Genomic DNA, 20,372 nt, shown 5'->3' on the forward strand with positions numbered 1-20,372 from the left:
CAAGGACCTTCCATGCGTATCCTCGTGGTCAACGTCAACACCACCGAATCCATCACTGAAACCATCGCCCAGCAGGCGCGGGCCGTGGCTGCGCCAGGCACTGAGATTGTCGGGCTCACCCCTTACTTCGGCGCGGAGTCAGTGGAGGGCAACTTCGAAAGCTACCTGGCCGCCATCGCGGTGATGGACCGGGTGATGGCCTACGACCAGCCGTTCGACGCGGTGATCCAGGCCGGCTACGGCGAGCATGGCCGCGAAGGCTTGCAGGAGCTGCTCAACGTGCCGGTGGTGGACATCACCGAAGCCGCTGCCAGCACGGCCATATTCCTGGGCCACGCCTATTCGGTGGTGACCACCCTGGACCGCACTGTGCCGCTGATCGAGGACCGCCTGAAACTGGCCGGCCTCTACCAGCGCTGCGCCTCGGTGCGCGCCAGCGGGATGGCGGTGCTGGAACTGGAAGAAGACCCGCTGGCGGCCATGGAAGCCATCGTGCGCCAGGCTGAACTGGCCATCAGCGAAGACAAGGCCGAAGTAATCTGCCTGGGCTGTGGTGGCATGGCTGGGCTGGATGAACAGATCCGCTACCGTACCGGCGTGCCGGTGGTGGATGGCGTGACCGCAGCGGTGACCATTGCCGAGTCGCTGGTGCGGTTGGGGCTGTCGACGTCGAAGATCAGGACCTATGCAACGCCGAGGCCGAAAAAAGTCATCGGTTGGCCGGGCCAGTTCGGACGGTAGACCGAGGTGTGGCCATCGCGGGCAAGCCCGGCTCCCAAAGGGGAAGGCATTCCAAGGTGGGAGCTGGCTTGCCTGCGATGGCCGCGATGCGGTGTAAGCGTGCAATCAAATGGCACTGAATCGCTGCCCCAATTGCTGCTCGGCAAACTGCTCAATGATGAAATCTACAAACGCCCGGGTCTTGCCGGGCAGCAGTTTGTGTTCGGCGTAGTAAATGGAGATGTTGCCGTCGTCGACACACCAGTCGGGCAGCACACGCACGACGGCACCACTGTCGAGAAATGGCACGGCCATCGGCATGCTCACCAGCGCAATGCCCAAGCCTTGGGCACTGGCGCAGCAGGCGGCTTCGGAGTCGCTCATGGTCATGCTCGGTTTGAGTACCAGCGGGCTGTGTTCACGCTCGATACTGGTCAACTGCCAGGAACGGATGCGACCGGTCTGCGGTGAACGGATAAGAATGCCTGTGCAGTGCGCCAAGTCTTCTGGGGTTAACACCGGCGCGCGTTGCGCCAGGTAGTCCGGTGACGCCACCAGCACGCGATGAGCCGGCGTCAACTTACGCGCCACCACGCCCTGGGGCAGCTCGAAACCACCACCAATGGCGGCATCGAAGCCCTGCCCGATCAGGTCGACCTGGCGGTTATCGAAATGCCAGTCCGGGCTGATATCCGGAAACCGCTGCATGAACGTCCCCAGCAGCGGCACCACATAGCGATTACCAAACACCGTCCCCATGCTGACCTTGAGCGTGCCCACTGGCCGTCCTTCGGCACTGGCCAGGTTGGCCACGGCGTTCTGGATGGTGGTGAGGCTGCCACTGACTTCGTCGAGAAACAGTTTGCCAGCCTCGGTCAGCGTCAGGCGCCGAGTGCTGCGCTGGAACAAGCGCACACCCAGGCGCGCCTCCAGCTTGGCGACACTTTTGCCGACGGCTGCCGGGGTCAGGCTCAGGTGCCGGGCCGCCTCGGCAAAGCTGCCACCTTCGGCGCTGCGCACAAAGCATTCGATACTGCCAAAGCTTTCCATATCGCCCCACTCTAAACTTTTGGTTTACACAGACTATAGCAATCACGATCTACCGGGAGGGGCTGGCGAGGTCGATACTCGGTTCCAACAACAAGGCATCCCGCCTTGAACAGCTAGGAGATCGACATGACCACACAACACCTCAGCGGCAAAGTCGCCTTGATTCAAGGCGGTTCTCGCGGCATCGGCGCCGCTATCGTCAAGCGCCTCGCAGCACAGGGCGCCGCCGTCGCCTTTACCTACGTCAGCTCCGCCGCCAAGGCCGAAGCACTGCAGAACAGCGTGATCAGCGAAGGCGGTAAAGCCCTGGCAATTCACGCCGACAGCGCCGACGCGGCGGCAATCCGCAATGCGGTCAACGCCACCGTCGAAGCGTTTGGGCGCCTGGACATCCTGGTGAACAACGCCGGTGTGCTGGCCATCGCGCCGCTGGAAGACTTCAAGCTGGAAGACTTTGACCAGACCCTGGCGGTCAACGTACGTAGCGTGTTTATCGCAACCCAGGAAGCGGCCAAGCACATGGGTGACGGCGGTCGTGTGATCAATATCGGCAGTACCAATGCCGAGCGCATGCCGTTTGGTGGCGGTGGCCCGTATGCAATGAGCAAGGCGGCGCTGGTGGGGTTGACCAAAGGCTTGGCGCGAGACCTGGGGCCGCGTGGTATCACCATCAACAACGTGCAGCCTGGGCCGGTGGATACCGACATGAACCCGGCCAACAGCGATTTTGCTGAGAGTTTGATTGGCTTGATGGCAGTAGGTCGGTATGGGCATGTCGAGGAAATTGCCAGCTTCGTAGCCTACCTGGCTGGGCCAGAAGCCGGTTACATCACCGGTGCAAGCCTGACCATCGATGGTGGCTTCAGCGCCTAGGGCTTCCTGGACACCGCAAATCAAATGTGGGAGGGGGCTTGCCCCCTCCCACATTTTTAACCGCGATCAGTCAAGGTCGAGGTGGCAGGCCGTAGGCCGCCAGGTCAAAGTCCGCGAGCTTGCGGATGATCTGGTCGGCATGGTGGTATTTGCTGTCGGCCATGGCTTCATCCGGTACGGCGATGGCAGTCATATGGGCAGCTTTGGCAGCAGTGACGCCGAAGGGTGAGTCTTCGAATACCAGGCAATCCTCCGGTGCAACGCCCAGGCGGCGGGCGGCGGTGAGGAAAATGTCCGGCGCGGGCTTGGCGGCGCCGACTTCCGGGTCGTCAGCGGTGACGATGGTGTCGAACAGGCCAAACCATTCGCGGTGCAAGGTGGTCTTGTGGCCAAACGAATTGCGCGACGAACTGGTGCCCACGGCAATCGGGATGTTATGTGCCTTCAAGTGCCGCACCAAAGCTTCCGCGCCGGGCATGCCCAAGGCTTTTGGGAAGCGCTCGCTCATCAGCGGTTCACGGATCGTCAGGAATTCGGCGGGCGTGATTGGAAGATCCAGCGCCCTCACCACGTAGTCAGCCAAATCCTGGGCGCCGCGCCCGATGATGTGCTGCTTGATGCTCCAATCGTAGGTGCGGCCGTAGCGTTCGGCGATGATCTGTGTGACTTCGGTGTAGATGCCTTCAGTGTCCAGCAACAGCCCGTCCATATCGAAAATCACAGCCTTGATTGGGCCGACTCTACGCGGTGCGTTCATCAAAACAGATCCTTGGGGGGAAGGACTAAAAGGATTCAGCACAATAACGGTCACACTTGTCAGCAAGCAACCCTTTAGACTGTGGACCTCACCTTTCAAAGTATCCGCAATGCTTTACCGTCTAGCTGCCGACAGCCTCGTGCTATTTCACTTGAGCTTCATCCTCTTTGTCCTGTTCGGCGGGTTGCTTGCGCTGAAATGGCGCCCGGTGATCTGGCTGCACCTGCCCGCCGCGGCATGGGGCGTGGCGGTCGAAGTGTTCCACCTGCCCTGCCCACTGACCCGCTGGGAGAACCTGTTTCGTCACCTCGCCGGGCAGGACGGCTATGGCGGTGGATTTATCGAGCATTACATTCACACGCTGATCTACCCCGCCGGCCTGACTCCGCAGATCCAGTTGGGCCTGGGCGCGTTGGTGCTGGTGATCAACATCGCCGTATACGGATGGTTGATCCGGCGTTATGTACAGGTTTGAGACAGCTTCACTGGTAAAGAATCAAACTCCCTCATTCCCTTCACAGACGCCCCCATGTCCGAAGCTTTCGAAGTCCCCAGCCCTCACGAAAAACACATCGAACACACCACCGAGCATGCCCACGGCCGCGGCGATAATTTCGCCAGCCGTATCGCCGTGATGACCGCCCTCATGGCCACCCTCGGCGCGATGCTCAGCTACCAGGCCGGCTCGACCGAAAGCGAAGCGGCGATGGACAAGAACAACGCCGCCATCTTCAAGACCGAAGCGGCCAACCAGTGGAACTACTACCAGGCCAAGTCCAGCCGGCAAAACCTCGCGGAACTGGCCACTCACATTCCCGGTGTGGACGCGGTGCATTACAAGGAAGAAATCGAGCGCTACAAGAACCAGAAGGAAGACGTGCGCAAACAGGCCGAGAAGCTTGAAGCCACGTCGAAGGAATGGGATGAAAAATCGGAACAGGCCCTGCACCAGCATCATCGCTGGGCCCAGGCAATGACCGCGATTCAGATCGCGATTTCGTTGGCGGCGATTACCTTGCTGACGCGGCGGGAGTGGTTGAAGCGGATGTCGTACACCGCAGGCGGCGCAGCAGTGATACTAGGGAGCCTCGCCTGGCTGCATATCTAACCACTTCCAAACACACAGTACCTGTGGCGAGGGAGCTTGCTCCCGCTGGACTGCGCAGCAGTCCCATCTTCATGGCCGCTTCGCGGCCCAACGGGACGCTGCGACGGTTCGACAAGCTCCAGCGCCACAGTCTATGCACTACGCAGCATCGAATCAGGCTCGGTTCGCCGCACGGCTATGGTGGAAGTACAGATACGCCAGCCCGATAGGCGCAATGAAAATCGCCATGGTCCAGCAGATCGCCATGGTGAACACCTTGACGGTCAGCATCAGAATGGCATTCACAAAGAACACGTTGTTGCCAAAAATGTAATCCATGATGCTTTCGTAAACGAAACGCGCGTAGGGATAAAGCAGGCTGTTGACCACGCAATAGAACAGCGCGCCCAGTGTGAACACACCGGTTTTCGAATGGGTCAGCGCGGTATAGATCAGCACGGGAAAAATCAGCCCGAACAGGAAGTTGCGGATGTAGTACTGAGCAGAAAGCCCGCCAAATGTCTTGCGAAGTACCGGGTGCATTTAGATCCCTCTGAATGGCTTTATTGGAAAGGCGGCGACCTTAACAAAGCTTGGAAATCTTCTCCAGCGTTGATGTAAGCCCTTTGCCATTACAGCGCTGCTGAGTAAAAGGAATGGCGAACAACTCACTTCAAGCCGAGGGAAAACCGGTGTCCGCATAACCCGAAGAAACCGTGGCTTCGGGGTTGACTGCTTGGGTGTACGCGCAGGCCGGAAGCGCGGGGTGGTAATCTTGCCACCTCGAAAAAGTCGACTACAGGGAAGTACTGATGCGGATTCTGTTTTTAGCGCTGGGCTGTTTATTGATCACCGCCTGTTCAAGCAACCCGAAAATACTGTTTGAAGAACACGTCAAAAATAGCACCACGCCGTTAGCACTAACTCCCTCCGAGGCCATGCACAATACGCAGGCGGTGCCCATGCCGATCGACCCGGGATGGCGGCCGCCCCAGTGGAAAATCACTGCCGCGGAACCGCGCATCCTAATCAACGGGGTACCGTCGAACTACCGGTTGTTCAGCGTCGCCTTGATAAAGGACAAACCCTTCCATATCGACGTCAACTCTTGGTGCGTCAACTCGTGCCTGGGGTTCAGCAAATACGCCCTGAACCCTTATTTGATCTTGATGGACGCCCAAGGCAATGTGCAGGCTGAAGGCTTTGGCAAGGCGACGGGCATCGTGGGGGTTATCAGCCAAGTCTTGAAGGGCACGGTGAAAAGCAGCGGGACTTACTACCTTATCGTCGCAGCCGATAACCGCACGCCAGGGGAAACCATTGTTATCGACAATGTACTGCTGATGGGTGCAGCGGCGAGCCCGATAGCACCGTTGCGGATTGGGATGGGAAGTTATCCGTTTGGGTCGGTGGGGCCCTTGTTGAATACGGAAGAGGCGCCTTGAGGATGTGGGCCTGCTAATTGATTTGGGCCGTTTCCTACGGCCTATTCAGAAGCGCCACTCTCCCACTTCAAATTCGACCCGCCTATAGTCCAGCGGTCGCTCACATGGCGACCGGGTTTGGCGACTCGACTACAAGATGGCAGAAGCCTCCCGGTGGATTTGCGGGATGCCCCTGCACGCAATAAGCTGCTCCATGGTAGCTGTGCGTGGGAGACCTTCGGGTCTGCCGGTCTTAGTCCGTTCTTGTCCCGGTTCGCCAACCTGCGTACAGCTGCCACCTTTTGTTTGGCGACAAATGCGTGGCTCCCCCCTACGTGAACGGACTTAACGCATGAACCCATACATGGCCCTCACCAGCAACGACAGCACCACGCCTGCCCTTTTCGTCGACACAACCGTCCCGCTTGAAATCCTCCTCGACGCCGCGAACTATCGACTTCGTGCTGTGACGCAGGTGCTTGAGAACCTCGCGCTGCGTAGTGAGATAAGCAGCGATGCGGTGGTACTCAGCGACTTTGCCTTACTGTGCTCTATCCCGTTGCGGGATGGGTGTGACTTGCTGGATGTCATAGAGCGGCGAATGGATGTATCGCAGCCCTAGAAGATATTGCATGCCGCTTTAGGACTATAGCTGCCAGTTTCCCTTGGTTCGGTATACCAATCCAAGGGGTGCTGGTTTCCGAGGGCACGTGAAAAGGCCCCCACACCTGGCACAGAAGTGGGGGCCATTGAACATAAGCGGCGTTATTAGAAATAGAACGCTCGCATCAATGCCTGGCTATTTATATCCAAAGCCAGACTCCACCGGCTGCAATAAGAATAGCGGAAACGATGATGACGATAACGGAGCCACGCTTTCCGCCCTCCAGCGTTTCCCCGACACCGGCGTCCATAATCAAATGCCTTACACCTGCCACCAGGTGGTAGATCAAGGCCGAATAAAGCACCCACACGATCAGCTTGCCGAGGGGCGACAGCAGCATACCTTTGATTTCGTTGAACCCATCCTCTGAACTTAATGATTTACCCAAGGCGTACAACATCGCAAACAGACATAGGAAAAGCAGTATTCCAGAAAGGCGATGCAGGATCGAAGTCAGCGCCGTGACGGGGTATTTCATAGACATCAGGTCGAGATTTACTGGCCGCTTCTTGTTCATTTCCACTCCAAATTTCCGATATCACGTCAGGCTCGTTGGCTGACAGCACGATGGATTGGCAACGATCAACGTATGCCAGGCCCAGATTCTAAACTAAACCACTCAGACCAGTTTAGCTTTTGATGCGTGTGCGACGACCGATGATCTACTATAGGAAAATTTTTCAAAGAGACCGTAAATGCGAACGAAGTCAGAGGTGCGGCGAGCCGCAATCCTCAAAGCCGCAGGGCAGATTTTTCACGACCAGAGCTTTGAAGGAGCATCCATGGCGCAGATAGCGCTAAGCCTCGGCTGCTCTAAAGCAACGCTCTACTCGTACTTTGAATCCAAGGAAGTCCTGTTTTACGAAGTGCTGATGAGCGCGGCAAGTACACAGATGCGCGACACTTTCGCAGCAATGGAGAGTTCATCACTCCCAATTGGTGAAGCACTTCAAACGCTAGGAGAGCAGGTGATCACGCTGCTTTACTCAGAAGAGGTAATGGCTGTCCGTCGGCTTTTACTATCAGCCGCTGGCAGGAAGGCGGGGCTGGGGAAGGCTTGCTACAACGCGGGGCCAGCGCAGTTCTTGGACGCCACGTCCGCTTTGTTAAAACAGTATATGGACGAAGGAAAACTTCGTCAGACAGATGCGCGAGTGGCTGCACTTCATCTGCGGGCTCTCTTGGAATCGGAATGGCTCGACCTGTTTTTGTTTTCAACGATGTCGGGATTTGATCAGGTCTTCTGCAGAGAAACTGCTGCTCGAGCCACAGAAACCTTCTTGGCAGCCTACGGCACTACCTAGGGCAGAGCCTCATTCACCCCATCTCCGAAAATTCCTCACCCACGACCTGAAAGCTTCGATTTCCTTCTCCAAAAACCGCGCTATTTGCTAGATAACTACGGCCCCCTTTTCGCACCAAAATAGCGCGCCAGTCCCATGGTGGTCCCATGGGGCTATTTTTAGGACGTCAAAAACCACAAACCCCCGACTTTCTCTAGGAAAATCAGGGGTTTGCGTTTTTTCAATTTGGCGGTGAAGGAGAGATTCGAACTCTCGATACAATTTCTTGTATACACACTTTCCAGGCGTGCTCCTTAAGCCACTCGGACACTTCACCGTATCTCGTCAAACCAGTTCAGTCTGTCGAGGCGCGCTAATGTAGTCGAAAGCCTTTCTGATGGCAAAGGTTTTTTTCAGAATATTCATGCGGTTAGCCCGTTATGCCGTTCAACGCCCGGCAAGGGGTGGTGATTGTGCCATTCTCAGGCATCGGCGGTGTGCGTCTGGGACGGTGATTGCGCCCTGCGTCTGGCATTCCAACGCCCGGTGCAGGGGAAAACCCTGACTGGCCAGTCAGTCACAGCGCTTTACCGGGGCGGGCGTGGTGGGTAACGTCTGCTGCATACTTCTATAACAAGTCCTACAAGGAACCGCGTCATGAGTGAGTTGATTGCCTACCACCTCGAAGACGGTATCGCGACCCTGACCTTGAGCAACGGCAAGGTCAATGCCATTTCTCCGGCGGTGGTCAGTGCGTTTAATGAAGCGCTGGATCAGGCGGAGAAGGACCGGGCGGTGGTGGTGATCACCGGTACGCCGGGGATTCTGTCGGGTGGTTATGATTTGAAGGTGATGACCGCCGGCCCTAAAGAGGCGATCGGCCTGGTGACTTCCGGCTCGACGTTGGCGCGTCGCCTGTTGTCGCACCCGTTCCCGGTGATTGTGGCGTGCCCTGGGCATGCGGTGGCCAAGGGCGCGTTCCTGCTGTTGTCGGCGGATTACCGGATTGGCGTGGAAGGTCCGTTCAGCATTGGCCTGAACGAGGTGGCGATTGGCATGACCATGCACCACGCCGGTATCGAGTTGGCGCGGGATCGTCTGCGCAAGTCGGCGTTCCATCGCTCTGTGATCAATGCCGAGATGTTTGACCCACAGGGCGCGTTGCAAGCCGGTTTCCTCGACAAGGTGGTGGCACCGGAAGAGTTGCACGCCGCAGCGCTGGAAGCGGCGCGTCAGTTGAAGAAGCTCAATATGAACGCTCACAAGCACACTAAATTGAAGGTGCGTAAGGCGCTGCTGGAAGCCTTGGACGACGCCATCATCCAAGACCAAGGGCATATCCTGAGCTAAGCCCTACACCTGATACGCCAGAGCCCGACCTTGAGTCGGGCTTTTTCTTACAAAGAATTCTGATTCTTCTACAGCCGCTCTAGCGTGCCCATGTCGGTAGATGTTGAAACATGCTCTTAAACATCGCCTATCTCCGAGCTGTACCGGGGTAATTGCCGAATACAGTGCACAACCGTACACTGCGCCACCTTTTTTCCCGATGGGCCTTGTCGATGCTTTTTCTGTTACGTATGTTGTTGATGGGCCTGCACTTTATGCTCGCCGGTGTACTGGGCGTGCTGGTCGGTCTGTGCCGGCCGTTCAATCCGGACAACAGCCGTCTGTGCGCACGCCTCTACGCGTTGCCGGCCATGTGGATCCTGCGGCTGAACGTAAAGGCCGATGTGGACTCGCTACGCCACAAACCCGGCACCTGCGTGATCATTGCCAACCACCAGTCCAACTACGACCTGTTTGTGTTCGGTAACGTGGTGCCGCATCGCACGGTGTGCATCGCCAAGAAAAGCCTGAAATGGGTGCCGCTGTTCGGCCAGTTGTTCTGGCTGGCGGGCAATGTGCTGATCGACCGGGGCAATGCGCACAAGGCACGCCGCGCGATGCTCACCACCACCCGCACGTTGCAGCATGAGGACACGTCGATCTGGGTGTTCCCGGAGGGCACGCGCAACCTGGGTAAAGGGTTGCTGCCGTTCAAGAAAGGCGCGTTCCATATGGCGATTGCGGCCGGTGTGCCGATCGTGCAGGTGTGTGTCAGTAACTACGTGACACACATGCAGCTCAATCGCTGGAACAGTGGGGATGTGCTCATACGGTCGTTGCCGCCGATTCCTACGACAGGCCTGACTTCGGATGACATCCCGGCGTTGATGCAGGCGTGTCATGTGCAGATGGATGAATGCATCGCGCAGATGGACCGCGAGTTGCGAGCTGTCTGAACATTCTGGGGGCGCTTCGCACCCCGGCGCGAGCAAGCTCGCTCACCACAAAAAAGCTTGCCGCTACGACGGAACGCCATTCAGGCTAAGCTGCCCAACATCTGTCCTCCCAATAAGAAGCGATCAGCACCATGGGTAGAGTTGTTGCGGCCGCCGTCTACAGCGCCGGTAAGAAAGTCACTGATATCACCCTTGATGAAGGCGCGGCCTGGGCCGCCAAACCCGACCACTTTGTGTGGATCGGCCTGGAAGAACCCGATGCCCAGGAGCTGGCCAACCTGCAACGCCAGTTCAACCTGCATGAATTGGCCATTGAAGACGCCCTGGAAAAACACAGCCGCCCCAAACTGGAAACCTTCGGCGACGCACTGTTTATCGTCACCTACTCACCGGTGCGCGAGAACGGCAAGCTGGAGTTCATCGAAACCCATATCTTTGCCGGCAACGGCTACATCATCACCGCACGCAACGGCCACTCGGCGTCCTACGGTTTTGTGCGCCAACGCTGTGAGGCGCGGCCGCTGTTGCTGGAGCATGGGGAAGATTTCGTACTTTATGCGCTGCTGGATTTCGTCACCGAGAACTACCAGCCGGTGAGCGAAGCGATCCATGCCGAGATCGATGAGCTGGAGCGTAATGTGCTGTGCAGTTCGTTGAGCGAGCGTGATATCCAGAAGATCCACGGCCTGCGCCGCGACGTATTGCGGCTCAAGCGCTACGTGGCGCCGATGGTGGAGATCAGCCAGGAGCTGCAGAAGCTCAGCTTTCCATTTATCGACAAGAACATGCGTCCGTATTTCCGCGACGTGCAGATTCACGTGACACGCCAGATGGAAGACCTCACTACCCTGCGCGATATCGCCAGCCAGACCATCGAGATCGGTGTGTTACTGGAGGCTTCGCGCCAGAGCGTGGTGCAGCGCAAGTTCGCCGCGTGGGCAGCGATACTCGCCTTCCCCACCGCGGTGGCGGGGATCTACGGGATGAACTTCCAGAACATGCCCGAGCTGCAATGGCACTACGGCTATTTTGCGGTGCTCGGGTTTATTGCGGCAGGCTGCACAGGTTTGTGGGCGAGCTTCAAGCGTTCGGGTTGGCTTTAAACCCGGGCCTCGGGCTTGTGTGCCACAAAACGCATCATCCATTCCGCCACGGTTGCACCGTGGTGGTCACGCTCCAGGCTTGCGACGCCGTTGGTGTAGACCTTTTCGCCCAAGGTTGTCTGAAGGATCTCCAGCAACTCGCGGGAATAGTCGTGGATAAATTCCGGGTGGCCCTGGAAGCACAGCACCTGGTCGCCGATGTGGTACGCCGCAAACGGGCAGAACGCGCTGGATGCAACCACCGTGGCGTTCTCCGGCAACGTGGTCACCTGGTCCTGGTGGCTGATCAACAGCGTCAGCTCTTCCACTTCCGGGCTCATCCACGGCGCCTTGGCATCGAGCTTGTAGTCGTGAATGCCCATGCCCCAGCCTTGGCCGGCGCGTTCGGTCTTGCCACCCAGCAGCAGTGCCAGCAACTGGTGGCCGAAGCAAATGCCGAGCAGCTTGTCGCCGCGTTCGTAACGTTCGAGCAGGTAGGTCTTGAGGGTCTGGATCCATGGGTCGGTGCCGAAGGAGTCGGCCTTGCTGCCGGTCACCAAGTAAGCGTCGAACACTTCGTCGTCGGACGGGTATTCACCGTTCACCACGTTATAGACAACAAACTCGGCGGGAATCGGTTGCTTGGAGAACAGGCGCTTGAACATCTGCCCGTAGCCTTGGTATTGATCGATCAAGCCTGGACGCAGGATATCGGTTTCCAGGATACAGACGCGTAGCGACATAAAAAATACCTGACACGGTGATGGGAATAATGCACACCCCAGAGCCTGCCTTGAAATACCCCTTCAAGGCAAGCCCCTCCTGCTTCACCGGAACACGTCACCTTGCGCCGCTTTCTCCAGCAACAACGCCGGTGGCGTGAAACGTTCGCCATATTGCTCCGCCAGGTATCGAGCACGGGCGACGAAGTCGTTCAAACCGTACTGGTTGATGAACTGCAACGCACCGCCGCTCCAGGCCGCGAAACCAATGCCGAAGATCGAGCCCACGTTGGCGTCCGCCGTGGACATCAACACACCCTCCTCCACGCAACGCACGGTCTCGATGGCCTGGATAAACAGCAAGCGGTCGCGCACATCCTGTGGCGAGATGCGTTGGTCGGGCCGTTCAAAGCGGCTTTTCAGCTCTGGCCAAAGGTATTTCTGTCCACCGTTGGGATATTCATAAAAACCGCCCCCCGCCGCCTTGCCCACGCGTTTGTATTCGTTGACCAACAGATCGATCACCGCCGTTGCCGGGTGTGTCGGCACGGCCTTGCCTTCGGTCTGCAGATCCGTGGCCGTCTGCTGCCTTATATGGCTCATCAGGCTGAGGGAAACTTCATCCGACACCGCCAACGGCCCCACCGGCATACCGGCCTTGCGCGCTTCGGTCTCGATCATCGGCGCCGCCACGCCTTCGCCCAACATGGCAATACCTTCGTTGGTGAAGGTGCCAAACACCCTTGAGGTGAAGAACCCACGACTGTCATTGACCACGATCGGGGTTTTCTTGATTTGCAGGACGAAGTCGAAACCTCGCGCCAGGGTTCCGTCGCTGGTGCGCGCGCCCTTGATGATTTCCACCAGGGGCATCTTGTCCACCGGGCTGAAGAAGTGCAGGCCAATGAACCGGCTTTGATCCGGCACCGCCGTGGCCAGGCCGCTGATGGGCAAGGTGGAGGTGTTGGAGGCGATCACGGCCTCGGCGCCGACCACGCTTTGCGCCGCAGCAGACACCTTGGCCTTGAGGTCGCGGTCTTCGAACACCGCTTCGATGATCAAATCACAGCCCGCCAGGTCGGCATCGAAGGCCGTAGGATGGATACGCGCCAAGGTGGCTTCCCGCTGTTCGGCGGTCAATTGCCCACGGCTGACCTTCTTGTCCAGTAGCGCCGCCGAATGCGCCTTGCCCTTCTCGGCGGCTGCCAGGTTGATGTCCTTGAGCACCACCTCGATGCCTGCGCAGGCACTGACATAGGCGATCCCCGCCCCCATCATCCCAGCGCCCAGCACACCGACTTTGCGCGTGACGTAGGGTGCATACCCTTGCGGCCGTGAACTGCCGGCGTTGATCTCGTTGAGCTGGAACCAAAAGGTGCCCATCATGTTTTTTGCCACTTGCCCGGTTACCAACTCGGTGAAGTAGCGGGTTTCGATCAGGTGCGCGGTGTCAAAGTCCACCTGGGCGCCTTCAACGGCAGCGCAGAGGATTTTCTCCGGTGCGGGGAAACAGCCCTGGGTCTTACTGCGCAAAATCGACGGTGCAATCGCCAGCATCTGCGCGACTTTCGGGCTCGACGGGGTACCGCCGGGGATCGAGTAGGCCTTGTTGTCCCACGGCTGCCTGGCGTCCGGATTGGCCAGGATCCAGGCACGGGATTGAGCCAGCAACGCTTCGCGGTCCGCCGCCAGCTCATTCACCAGCCCGGCTTGCAGCGCCTGCTGCGGCCGTACTTTCTTGCCTTCCAGCAAATACGGCAGGGCCTTTTCCAGCCCCAGCATGCGCACCATACGCACCACGCCGCCGCCGCCCGGCAGCAGGCCGAGGGTGACTTCCGGCAAGCCTAGCTGCACCGACTTGTCGTCCAGCGCGACACGGTAATGACACGCCAGGCAAATCTCCCAGCCGCCCCCCAGCGCCGCGCCATTGATGGCGGCCACCACCGGTTTGCCAAGGGTTTCCAGGCGCCGCAGCTGTGCTTTCAACACCAGCACGCTGTCATAGAATTCCTTGGCGTGAGCCTTGTCGACCTTGATCAGTTCATTCAAGTCGCCACCGGCAAAAAATGTCTTCTTGGCCGAGGTAATCACTACCCCGGCAAGGCTGTCTTTTTCCGCCTCCAGGCGCTCCACCGTGGCCGCCATGGCCTCGCGGTACACGCTGTTCATGGTGTTGGCGCTCTGGCCGGGCATATCGAGGGTCAGCACGACGATACCGTCCTGGCCTTTTTCGTAACGAATGGCTTGGGTCATGACAGATTCCTTGGGCTCAGAGGCGTTCGATAATGGTGGCGATGCCCATGCCACCGCCGACACACAAAGTGGCCAGGCCATAGCGCTGCTGGCGCACTTCCAGCTCGTCGAGCAGGGTGCCAAGGATCGCGCAGCCGGTGGCGCCCAGCGGGTGGCCCATGGCGATGGAGCCACCATTCACGTTGACCCGCCCCGCGTCGATGCCCATGTCCTTGATGAACTTGAGCACTACCGATGCAAACGCTTCGTTGACCTCGAACAGGTCAATGTCCTCAACACGCAGCCCAGCCTTGGCCAGGGCCTTGCGTGTGGCAGGCGCGGGGCCGGTGAGCATGATGGTCGGGTCGGTACTGGTGACCGCCGTCGCGACGATGCGCGCCCGTGGCTGCAGGCCCAGCTCGCGGCCCTTGGCCTCGGAGCCAATCAACATCAACGCGGCGCCATCGACGATGCCGGAGCTATTGCCGGGCGTATGCACGTGGTGGATGCGCTCCACATGGCTGTAGACCCGTAGCGCGGTGGCGTCGAAGCCCATCTGCCCCATCATTTCAAAACTGGGCTTGAGCTTGCCAAGGCCTTCGAGGGTGGAGTCGCCGCGAATGAATTCGTCATGGTCGAGCAGCACAATGCCGTTCTGGTCCTGCACCGCAATCAGCGACTTATTGAAGGCACCGTCCGCACGGGCCCTGGCCGCTTTTTGCTGCGAATGCAGGGCAAAGGCGTCGACGTCCTCGCGGGTGAAACCTTCCAGGGTAGCGATCAGGTCCGCGCCGATGCCCTGGGGGGTGAAATGGCTGTGCATATTGGTCTGGGGGTCGAGCACCCAGGCGCCGCCGTCGCTGCCCATGGGCACACGGGACATGGACTCGACGCCACCGACCACCACCAGGTCTTCGAAGCCGGAGCGCACCTTCATCGCGCCCAGGTTGACCGCTTCCAGGCCTGAGGCGCAGAAGCGGTTGATCTGCACGCCGGCGACGCTGATGTCCCAGTCCGCCACCAGCGCGGCGGTCTTGGCGATGTCGGCGCCTTGGTCGCCCACGGGGGTCACGCAGCCGAGCACGATGTCGTCGACCTGATGGGTGTCGAGGTCGCTGCGTCGGGCCAGGGCGGTGAGCAAGCCGGCCACCAGGTTCACCGGCTTGACGCTGTGCAAGGCGCCGTCAGGCTTGCCTTTGCCACGGGGCGTGCGTATCGCATCAAAGATCAAAGCTTGGGTCATGACGTCCTCGAACCGCTGTGCATGTGTGCCTCTACCTTAGGCCCGATTGACACGGTTTCAATGACGGATGCGCTCATTGCTTTTGACCCCCTCGCTCGGACGAACGGTAGCCAACGTCGGCAATTACCTGATTAATCGTTTTAGCTGTCTAGCCAAGGCATTGGCGCCAAGATGGCGATATGCCTCATGCCTTTTTAAGCTCAAAAGTTGATTAGCTGATATGAAATGGGTCTAAGCCACGAAGAACGAGGGCTCTAAGGTTCAATCAGTAAGAAGTTGCTGCCGGGTTTTGCTGGAGCAACTGTAAGAAAAGCGACACGTCATCTCGCCATACTGAAATAAAAACCGGCACGCATTTGACGCTCAGGAATAACAACAAAAGGCAGTCAGCCATGTTCAAACATTCGAAAGTACGTCAGGCGGGACTCATTCTGTTCGCCACCACACTGATTCTGATCTTGCCCAACTTAACCAAGGTTATGGGGTGACCCCTCCACGCCTACATTGCGTGCCATCACAGCACAGGGTTTGCAGCTTTTGGCAGCACCTGCCGGGACATTGCGCATAGCGGTCCTGCAGGGGCTGCCTTTTTGCGTGTCGAATTCCGGTATCGTTAGCCTAAATACACCTTTGATTCGAGCCTGCGTCTTGAAACCCATCATCGCCCTCCTCGCCGTGCTGATCACGCTTCCCGCTGCGGCCGCGCAATTGACCATCGAACTCGACCACACCCGCAAGACTTGGCAGACCGCCGACTTGCTCAAGCACCCACAAGCGCAGTCGGTGCAGATCGCTGATGACGTGTCCTACAAGCGCACCATGACCTATCGCGCCGTGCCGCTGGCGGTGCTCCTGCCTGGGTTGAAACCTGAGAGTCACCTGCAAGCCGTTGCCCTCGATGGGTTCGCCGCCGAACTCACGGCTGCGCCGCTGCTGGAGAAACGCGGTGCCCGCGCCTGGCTCGCGGTGGAAGATCCCGCCCAGCCATGGCCTGCGCTGGCCGACGGTAAACCGAGTGCCGGGCCGTTCTACCTGGTGTGGACCGACCCGCAAGCCGGGCACATCAGCCCGGAGCAGTGGCCGTTCCAGATCTCCGGGATCAAACAGTTGAAGACGGTCGCGGAGCGCTTTCCGGCTTTGTTGCCAGATCCAAAACTGGCAGCCAATGACCCGATCAACCAGGGCTTTGTGCTGTTCCAGAAAAACTGCCTGGCTTGCCATCGCCTAAATGGCGCCGGCGATGCGCAGGTGGGGCCAGACCTGAATATCCCCTACAACCCCACCGAGTATTTTGGCGGTGATTTCCTCAAGCGCTATATCCGTGACCCGCAGAGCCTGCGGCATTGGCCACAGGCGAAGATGCCGGCGTTTGCCGCCAGTGTGTTGCCCGACAATGAGCTGGATTTATTGGTGGGGTATTTGAAGCATATGGCCGGGCGCAAGCTACAACCCTGATCTTGACGTTGCCCCTGTAGGAGCCGGCAAGCCGGCGCCTACAGTTGATCTGCGGTGTTCTGGGTTATTGCTGCTGGACAGAAATAACCGGCGTCGGCGCCACGAACACCTTGGCATGCATCTGTTCATGCCCGCCGCCACGGCGCATGCCGCGTACCGGGCAGGCGTCGAGGTAGTCCAGCCCCACCGCCAGCTTCAAATGCCGCTCGGGACGGGCCAGTTGGTTGGTCACGTCAAAACTGTACCAGGCGTCATCCAGCCAGGCTTCGGCCCAGGCGTGGCTGGCCAGGTGCGTGCTGTCCTCCGAGTACAAATACCCCGACACATACCGCGCCGGAATCCCCAGGCTGCGTGCGCAGGCCAGGAACGCATGGGTATGGTCCTGGCACACGCCTGCACGGCCAGCGAAGGCTTGCGCGGCGCAGGTGTCGACCTCGGTCGCGCCAGGCGTGTAGACCATCGTCTGGCTGAGCGCATGCATCAGGTCGATCAGCGCCGTACGGTCGCGACGCTGATGGCAATGCTGGTCGGCAAACCCGCGCAGGGCTTCATCGGGCTCGGTGAGGCGGGTACAGCGCAGGAATGGGAACGCCGATTGGCTCTCATGCTCCGCCTCGCGCAATTCGTCGATGTCCACCTGGCCACGGGCGCCGATGATAATGGCGTCATGGGGTTCATCCAGGGTCAAAACATGCAGGATGTTGCCGAACGGGTCCACCTGGGCGCGCACCGGACGCGGCAGGTCAAGCTGCCAACTCAGTACGTGCTGGCGCTCGCTGTCGTGGGGCGTGAGGCGCAGGTACTGGATGCTGGCGCGCACTTGGTCTTCGTAGTGGTAGGTGGTTTCGTGGCTGATGGAGAGTCTCATGCCGCCTCCAGGTAGGAACTGTAGATGGCGTCGCCCAACTGGCGGACCAAGGGGATAAAGTCGGTCAGCCAGGCGTGCAGGCCTTCCTCAAGGATTTCATCGATGGCGGTGAAGCGAAGGCGCGCATCCATCTCCGCGGCCAGGCGCTGGGCCGGGCGGCCATTGATACCTGGCAGGCTGGCGAGGATCTGGTCGATCTCCTCACTGCAGGCCCGCAGTGAGCGCGGCACATCGGCGCGCAGCAGCAACAACTCGGCGACTTGCCGCGCACCGGGGGCGTCGCGATAAATCTCGGTGTAGGCCTCGAACGACGACAACGCACGCAGCAAGGCGCTCCATTGATAGTAGGCGTGGGCCGTGCCATCCGTGACTGCTTCGGCACGGTCACCGGCCATTTCGTAGCGGGCGTCCAGCAGGCGCAGGGTGTTGTCGGCACGTTCGATAAAGGTGCCCAGGCGAATAAAGCGGAAGGCATCGTTGCGCATGATGGTGCCGTAGGTGGCACCGCGGAACAGATGGGACCGCTCCTTGACCCACTCACAGAACCGGCTCATGCCATAGCGGCTCAGGCCCTGCTGGGCGATGTCGCGAATATCCAGCCAGGTCGCGTTGATGTTTTCCCACATGTCGGCGGTAATCCGCCCACGCACCGCATGGGCGCTGGCCCGCGCCGCGCCGAGGCAGCTGTAGATGCTGGCCGGGTTGGCCGCATCCAGGGCAAAAAAGTGCAACAGGCGCTCGGCGTGCAGTTCGCCGTGGCGTTCGTGATAATCCTCCAGGGTGCCGGTGATCAACAGCGGCATAGCCAGTTCATGCAGGCCATCACCGCGCCCGTCCTGGGGCATCAGCGACAGCGAATAGCTGACATCAAGCATGCGCGCGAGGTTTTCCGCGCGTTCCAGGTAGCGCGACATCCAGTACAAATCCGAGGCAGTTCTACTCAACATGGCATCAGTCCTCGACCACCCAGGTGTCTTTGGTGCCGCCACCCTGGGACGAGTTGACCACCAGCGAGCCTTCGCGCAATGCCACGCGGGTCAGGCCACCGGGGACCACACGGGTTTCCTTGCCGGACAACACGAACGGGCGTAGGTCGATATGACGTGGCGCAATGCCGTTTTCGACAAAGGTCGGGCAAGTGGATAAACACAGGGTTGGCTGGGCGATATAGGCGTGGGGCTTGGCCTTGATACGCGCCCGGAAGGCTTCGATTTCCGCCGCTGTGGACGCGGGGCCAACCAGCATGCCGTAGCCGCCGGAACCCTGGGTTTCCTTGACGACCAGGTCTGGCAGGTTGGCCAATACGTGGGAGAGTTCGTCGGGCTTGCGGCACTGGAATGTAGGAACGTTCTTCAGGATGGGTTCTTCGTCCAGGTAAAAGCGGATCATCTCGGTGACGAAGGGGTACACCGACTTGTCATCCGCCACCCCGGTACCGATGGCATTGGCCAGCACCACATTGCCGGAGCGATAGGCCGCGAGCAGGCCGGGCACGCCAAGCATGGAATCCGGGTTGAAAGCCAAGGGATCGAGGAAGGCGTCATCCAGGCGACGGTAAATCACGTCCACGGCCTTGGGGCCATCGGTGGTGCGCATGAAGACGCGGTCATCGCGCACGAACAGGTCGGCGCCTTCCACCAGTTCCACGCCCATTTCACGAGCAAGAAAGGCATGCTCAAAGAACGCGCTGTTGAAGCGGCCCGGGGTCAATACCACCACACTGGGGTTGTCCAGGGGGCTGGAGCTTTTCAGGGTGTCCAGCAACAGATTGGGGTAGTGGTCGATGGGCGCGATGCGTTGGGCGGCGAACAGCTCGGGGAACAGGCGCATCATCATCTTGCGGTCTTCAAGCATGTAGCTCACGCCGCTGGGGGTACGCAGGTTGTCTTCCAGCACGTAGTACGTGCCGTCGCCATCGCGTACGAGGTCGACCCCAGAAATGTGGGAATACAAGTCGCGGTGCAGGTCCAGGCCCTGCATCGCCAATTGGTACTGCTCGTTGGCCAGCACCTGTTCGGCGGGAATGATCCCGGCCTTGATGATGCGCTGTTCGTGATACAGGTCGGCGAGAAACATGTTCAGCGCCTTGACGCGCTGGATACAGCCGCGCTCGACAATCCGCCATTCGCTGGCGGGAATGCTGCGCGGGATGGTGTCGAAAGGAATCAGGCGCTCGGTGCCCTGCTCGTCCCCGTACAGGGTGAAAGTGATCCCGGCGCGGTGAAACAGCAAATCGGCTTCGCGCCGGCGTTGAGCCAGCAATTCAGGCGGGGTTTCGGCCAACCAACGGGCGAACTCGCGGTAATGAGGCCGGACCTGCCCTGCCCCATCGTACATTTCATCGTAATAAGTGCGGATCATGCCGAACTCCTTGTCACCCGGGCGCAAGAACCATCGCAAGGCCCGTGCCAGCGGCATAAACACTTAAAAATCAGTGGGTTGAATTACAACCAGAATCCTCTCGCACCGTCCTGGTGCGCAGAATGCCCGGTGCATGGCAGCACGCTTCATCGTAATGCGGGCTTTGCCTATCAACAGCATAGTCAGAGTTGATTTCACTGCCCGCCCAAGTCTGCGGATAATCAGCCCCATCTGCTGAACAGGATGCGTCCTACAGCTTCAGCGAA

General features: G+C 59.3%; 21 protein-coding genes and 1 tRNA gene. 11 read left to right on the plus strand and 11 right to left on the minus strand.

Annotation, left to right across the window (positions count from 1 at the left end):
- The first annotated feature begins 12 nt into the window (after positions 1-12).
- Entirely contained in the window at positions 13-741 is a 729-nt protein-coding gene (locus KHP07_RS13190) for an aspartate/glutamate racemase family protein (protein WP_214497312.1), read from the plus strand.
- A 105-nt stretch (positions 742-846) separates the two neighbouring features.
- On the opposite strand, the gene KHP07_RS13195 is transcribed toward KHP07_RS13190, so the two are convergent.
- Positions 847-1,770 (minus strand): LysR family transcriptional regulator, encoded by a 924-nt coding sequence (locus tag KHP07_RS13195; RefSeq protein WP_078049769.1) that lies wholly within the window; start codon positions 1,768-1,770, stop codon positions 847-849.
- A 126-nt stretch (positions 1,771-1,896) separates the two neighbouring features.
- On the opposite strand from KHP07_RS13195, the gene KHP07_RS13200 reads away from it, so the two are divergent.
- Positions 1,897-2,643 carry a 3-oxoacyl-ACP reductase family protein gene (locus tag KHP07_RS13200; protein WP_214497313.1) on the plus strand — a complete coding sequence of 249 codons (747 nt, stop codon included), beginning with the start codon at positions 1,897-1,899 and terminating at the stop codon, positions 2,641-2,643.
- 70 nt (positions 2,644-2,713) lie between these two features.
- Here the strand turns inward: KHP07_RS13200 and KHP07_RS13205 are convergent, their stop codons facing one another.
- Entirely contained in the window at positions 2,714-3,400 is a 687-nt protein-coding gene (locus KHP07_RS13205) for an HAD-IA family hydrolase (RefSeq protein ID WP_214497314.1), read from the minus strand.
- A gap of 109 nt (positions 3,401-3,509) precedes the next feature.
- Between KHP07_RS13205 and KHP07_RS13210 the strand changes: the two genes are divergently transcribed.
- Complete coding sequence (locus KHP07_RS13210) at positions 3,510-3,875, plus strand: DUF2784 domain-containing protein (protein ID WP_214497315.1); 366 nt, start codon at positions 3,510-3,512, stop codon at positions 3,873-3,875.
- 54 nt (positions 3,876-3,929) lie between these two features.
- Positions 3,930-4,508: a DUF4337 domain-containing protein gene (locus tag KHP07_RS13215; protein WP_028617537.1), complete on the plus strand. Its 579-nt coding sequence runs from the start codon at positions 3,930-3,932 to the stop codon at positions 4,506-4,508.
- A gap of 153 nt (positions 4,509-4,661) precedes the next feature.
- Here the strand turns inward: KHP07_RS13215 and KHP07_RS13220 are convergent, their stop codons facing one another.
- Positions 4,662-5,030: a hypothetical protein gene (locus tag KHP07_RS13220; RefSeq protein WP_028617538.1), complete on the minus strand. Its 369-nt coding sequence runs from the start codon at positions 5,028-5,030 to the stop codon at positions 4,662-4,664.
- Positions 5,031-5,299: 269 nt separating this feature from the next.
- Here KHP07_RS13220 and KHP07_RS13225 point away from each other — a divergent pair, with 269 nt between their 5' ends.
- Positions 5,300-5,932, plus strand: a complete 633-nt coding sequence (locus tag KHP07_RS13225; RefSeq protein ID WP_214497316.1) for a hypothetical protein — start codon at positions 5,300-5,302, stop codon at positions 5,930-5,932.
- Positions 5,933-6,263: 331 nt separating this feature from the next.
- A complete protein-coding gene (locus KHP07_RS13230) occupies positions 6,264-6,533 on the plus strand; it encodes a short-chain dehydrogenase (RefSeq protein WP_099493628.1) in 270 nt (89 codons plus the stop codon).
- A gap of 181 nt (positions 6,534-6,714) precedes the next feature.
- Here the strand turns inward: KHP07_RS13230 and sdhC are convergent, their stop codons facing one another.
- Complete coding sequence (sdhC, locus tag KHP07_RS13235; protein ID WP_099493629.1) at positions 6,715-7,092, minus strand: succinate dehydrogenase, cytochrome b556 subunit; 378 nt, start codon at positions 7,090-7,092, stop codon at positions 6,715-6,717.
- Between the two features lie 178 nt (positions 7,093-7,270).
- On the opposite strand from sdhC, the gene KHP07_RS13240 reads away from it, so the two are divergent.
- Complete coding sequence (locus KHP07_RS13240; RefSeq protein WP_099493630.1) at positions 7,271-7,879, plus strand: TetR/AcrR family transcriptional regulator; 609 nt, start codon at positions 7,271-7,273, stop codon at positions 7,877-7,879.
- A 226-nt stretch (positions 7,880-8,105) separates the two neighbouring features.
- Here the strand turns inward: KHP07_RS13240 and KHP07_RS13245 are convergent.
- Positions 8,106-8,195, minus strand: a tRNA-Ser gene (locus tag KHP07_RS13245).
- Between the two features lie 320 nt (positions 8,196-8,515).
- Here KHP07_RS13245 and KHP07_RS13250 point away from each other — a divergent pair.
- The 3 genes from KHP07_RS13250 (at position 8,516) to KHP07_RS13260 (ending at position 11,246) form a co-directional block, all read left to right on the plus strand.
- Entirely contained in the window at positions 8,516-9,208 is a 693-nt protein-coding gene (locus tag KHP07_RS13250; protein ID WP_010208444.1) for a crotonase/enoyl-CoA hydratase family protein, read from the plus strand.
- 212 nt (positions 9,209-9,420) lie between these two features.
- Positions 9,421-10,143 (plus strand): 1-acylglycerol-3-phosphate O-acyltransferase, encoded by a 723-nt coding sequence (locus KHP07_RS13255; protein ID WP_214497317.1) that lies wholly within the window; start codon positions 9,421-9,423, stop codon positions 10,141-10,143.
- 131 nt (positions 10,144-10,274) lie between these two features.
- On the plus strand, positions 10,275-11,246 hold the full coding sequence (locus KHP07_RS13260) for a magnesium and cobalt transport protein CorA (RefSeq protein WP_028617543.1): 972 nt from the start codon (positions 10,275-10,277) through the stop codon (positions 11,244-11,246).
- Here KHP07_RS13260 and KHP07_RS13265 read toward each other — a convergent pair.
- From KHP07_RS13265 to KHP07_RS13275, 3 genes are all read right to left on the minus strand, one after another.
- Positions 11,243-11,968, minus strand: coding sequence for an amidotransferase (locus tag KHP07_RS13265; RefSeq protein ID WP_214497318.1), 726 nt, complete (start codon positions 11,966-11,968; stop codon positions 11,243-11,245). The genes KHP07_RS13260 and KHP07_RS13265 overlap by 4 nt on opposite strands.
- An 84-nt stretch (positions 11,969-12,052) precedes the next feature.
- Positions 12,053-14,200, minus strand: coding sequence for a 3-hydroxyacyl-CoA dehydrogenase NAD-binding domain-containing protein (locus tag KHP07_RS13270; RefSeq protein WP_214497319.1), 2,148 nt, complete (start codon positions 14,198-14,200; stop codon positions 12,053-12,055).
- Between the two features lie 16 nt (positions 14,201-14,216).
- Positions 14,217-15,422: an acetyl-CoA C-acetyltransferase gene (locus KHP07_RS13275; protein WP_214497320.1), complete on the minus strand. Its 1,206-nt coding sequence runs from the start codon at positions 15,420-15,422 to the stop codon at positions 14,217-14,219.
- A 648-nt stretch (positions 15,423-16,070) separates the two neighbouring features.
- On the opposite strand from KHP07_RS13275, the gene KHP07_RS13280 reads away from it, so the two are divergent.
- Positions 16,071-16,877: a c-type cytochrome gene (locus tag KHP07_RS13280; protein ID WP_214497321.1), complete on the plus strand. Its 807-nt coding sequence runs from the start codon at positions 16,071-16,073 to the stop codon at positions 16,875-16,877.
- Between the two features lie 64 nt (positions 16,878-16,941).
- On the opposite strand, the gene KHP07_RS13285 is transcribed toward KHP07_RS13280, so the two are convergent.
- From KHP07_RS13285 to KHP07_RS13295, 3 genes are read right to left on the minus strand one after another with little or no spacing between them, the layout of a single operon-like run.
- Positions 16,942-17,745, minus strand: a complete 804-nt coding sequence (locus KHP07_RS13285; RefSeq protein ID WP_099493634.1) for a transglutaminase family protein — start codon at positions 17,743-17,745, stop codon at positions 16,942-16,944.
- The gene (locus tag KHP07_RS13290; RefSeq protein WP_071493927.1) at positions 17,742-18,692 is read right to left on the minus strand and encodes an alpha-E domain-containing protein; all 951 of its coding nucleotides are present in this window, start codon (positions 18,690-18,692) and stop codon (positions 17,742-17,744) included. The genes KHP07_RS13285 and KHP07_RS13290 overlap by 4 nt, the downstream gene beginning before the upstream one ends.
- Positions 18,693-18,696: 4 nt before the next feature.
- On the minus strand, positions 18,697-20,106 hold the full coding sequence (locus tag KHP07_RS13295) for a circularly permuted type 2 ATP-grasp protein (protein WP_078049825.1): 1,410 nt from the start codon (positions 20,104-20,106) through the stop codon (positions 18,697-18,699).
- Positions 20,107-20,372 lie beyond the last annotated feature (266 nt).

This window comes from Pseudomonas sp. VS40 (assembly GCF_018587885.1).
Classification (GTDB): domain Bacteria; phylum Pseudomonadota; class Gammaproteobacteria; order Pseudomonadales; family Pseudomonadaceae; genus Aquipseudomonas; species Aquipseudomonas pergaminensis.